Here is a 2,297-nt window from a genome sequence, read left to right as displayed (position 1 = left end):
ACCCTCGGAACCCAATCATTAACTATTATTAATTTCTTAAATTCCACCAACTTGTTATAGCTAACAAAAAACCCCTAAACCGTTAGTTTAGGGGTTTTCGTAGAATCAGAAGATTCTGAATATGGTCCCGAGGGTCGGACTCGAACCGACACGTCATCTCTGACAGCGGATTTTGAGTCCGCCGCGTCTACCAATTTCACCACCTCGGGAGAGGAAGTATGTTTGTGTTGCGTATATTAGCGCGTTTGTAAAACTTGTCAAATCCTAAGTGAATATTATCGTTCACTTTTAGATCACTTAAACATTTTTCATGATTTAAGCCAGAACCACAGCCATAAAAAAGCGAAAAAGTTTATACTAGGCCCAATTTTTGTGGTGTTTTTTCTCGAATATGCAACTGTCTGACTTTTCCTTTGAATTACCTGATGAACTTATTGCCCGTTACCCTCTTGAATCACGCAGTGCTTCGCGGTTGTTGCACTTAGACTCAAAGGGTCAATATCACGATCACATGTTCACAGACATTATCGATCTGTTCGAAGAAGGTGATTTGTTAGTGCTTAATGATACCAAAGTCATGAAAGCTCGACTTAAAGGAAAACGCTCTACAGGTGGTGCAATTGAGATTCTGGTTGAACGTATGCTGAACCACACCACAGCGTATTGCCATATTAAATCGAGTAACTCGCCTAAAGCAGGTGCGGAGCTTTTTATTGGTGCAGACAATATTCCTGTGATTGTACGCGGTCGTCATGAAAACTTATTTGTGGTTGAGTTTTCACAGCCGATCTTGCCTGTACTTGAGCAATATGGCCAGTTACCTATTCCGCCTTACTTTAACCGTGAAGCAGAGGAAATTGATACAGAACGCTATCAAACGGTTTTCCATAATCCTGAAAAAATTGCTAGTGTTGCAGCTCCTACTGCGAGCTTGCACTTTGACGAAGAGTTACTAGCAAAGTTAGAGCAAAAAAATGTTCAAAAATCTTTTGTGACTTTACACGTTGGTGCTGGCACCTTCATGCCTGTTCGTACTGATGACATTACCAATCATGTCATGCACAGTGAATGGTGTGATGTTCCCCAAGAAACTATTGATTTAATTTTGGCAACTAAAGCGCGCGGCAATAAAGTGATTGCCGTTGGTACAACAGCAACACGTGCTTTAGAAAGTGCAGCTCAAGCTCATGGCGGTAAAATTGCAGCTTGGACTGGCGACACACAAATCTTTATCTATCCAGGTTATGAGTTCTGCATCGTAGACCGTTTAATTACCAACTTCCATTTACCAGAATCTACCCTGCTTATGTTGGTATCAGCACTATCAAATCGAGACAACATTTTGGCTGCCTATGAACATGCAGTTAAAAGCCGCTATCGTTTCTTTAGCTATGGCGATGCAATGCTGATTGATAAATTAGAAGTTTAAAAGTTATAACTGGGTTAAACCTTCTAAGTTGATTTGAGGTTTAACCCAGCATCTATAATTAAAATAAAAATAGTCTTGGTACTTCTATTTATCTCTTTCAATTTAAAAGATAATCTTAGATAGCACTTTATGATAATCAACTCATTACCTCCATGCCAATCGATACCTTACAAGAAGCTCTTCATATAAGACGTAAAAAAAATACACAGGTTTTTCGCAATATTGCTCGACTTTGGGATGCTGGACAAAAATCTCATTCAGCCCAAGATCTTTTAGATGCTTTACATCCTTGGCGTGAAGATAACAACCTTCGCTTTTTTAATGTGCTCCCCTACTTACTCGCAATTTGCAGCATCACAATATTAGGTTTGGGTTATTTTCTTCATCCACATATTCAATATATTTGGAGCTTTTTAGGTGCCTTTTTAACGGGTTTTTTAGCGTATTTACTCTATCAATCTCAAGAACCATTAACGCAAGTTATTCATTATCTAGAACAGCGTATGGTAATCTTGCGTTACGGTTTACAGTTTCAGCAGTTGCCAGCCTATCTTCCCATTCATGCTCAGCCAGTTTTAGTTCTGAGCAAATTAAAACAATATTTCCCACTGTTTAACCGAGGAAGTGGATCTAACGAAATTACTCAGTTTGTTTCGGCTACATGGAACGATGGTGTAAGCGATCACCAAGTCTTGCTGTTTCAATATCATTACGTTAATGAAATCCCTATTATTCAAGACCAAAATAGCGATAAAAAAATTATAAAAGAAATTCATAAAGATTTATGGGGCGCTTTTATATTTCAAATGCCAGCTTTGGGTATTGCTGTTAGCAATCAACGTTCTCGTTTTTTTAATCCCTACAGCAG

At 38.7% G+C, this 2,297-nt stretch carries 2 protein-coding genes and 1 tRNA gene; 2 read left to right on the top strand and 1 reads right to left on the bottom strand.

Annotated features, from left to right (window positions below):
• Window positions 1-122: 122 nt before the first annotated feature.
• Window positions 123-209 (bottom strand) — tRNA-Leu (locus HUN22_RS16575).
• Window positions 210-391: 182 nt separating this feature from the next.
• Here HUN22_RS16575 and queA point away from each other — a divergent pair.
• Window positions 392-1,429, top strand: coding sequence for a tRNA preQ1(34) S-adenosylmethionine ribosyltransferase-isomerase QueA (gene queA, locus HUN22_RS16570; protein WP_174731679.1), 1,038 nt, complete (start codon window positions 392-394; stop codon window positions 1,427-1,429).
• Window positions 1,430-1,581: 152 nt separating this feature from the next.
• Window positions 1,582-2,297 (top strand): hypothetical protein (locus HUN22_RS16565; RefSeq protein ID WP_174731676.1); only part of this gene is annotated, 716 nt, incomplete at its 3' end.

It is taken from the genome of Acinetobacter lactucae, from assembly GCF_013344765.1.
GTDB lineage: Bacteria > Pseudomonadota > Gammaproteobacteria > Pseudomonadales > Moraxellaceae > Acinetobacter > Acinetobacter lactucae_A.
Note: the sequence above shows the minus strand (reverse complement) of the source record. Positions and strands in the feature narration are given on the sequence as shown.

Excerpts from the sequence above, each read along its gene's own strand:
- queA (WP_174731679.1), top strand. The coding sequence starts at position 392 with ATGCAACTGTCTGACTTTTCCTTTGAATTACCTGATGAACTTATTGCC.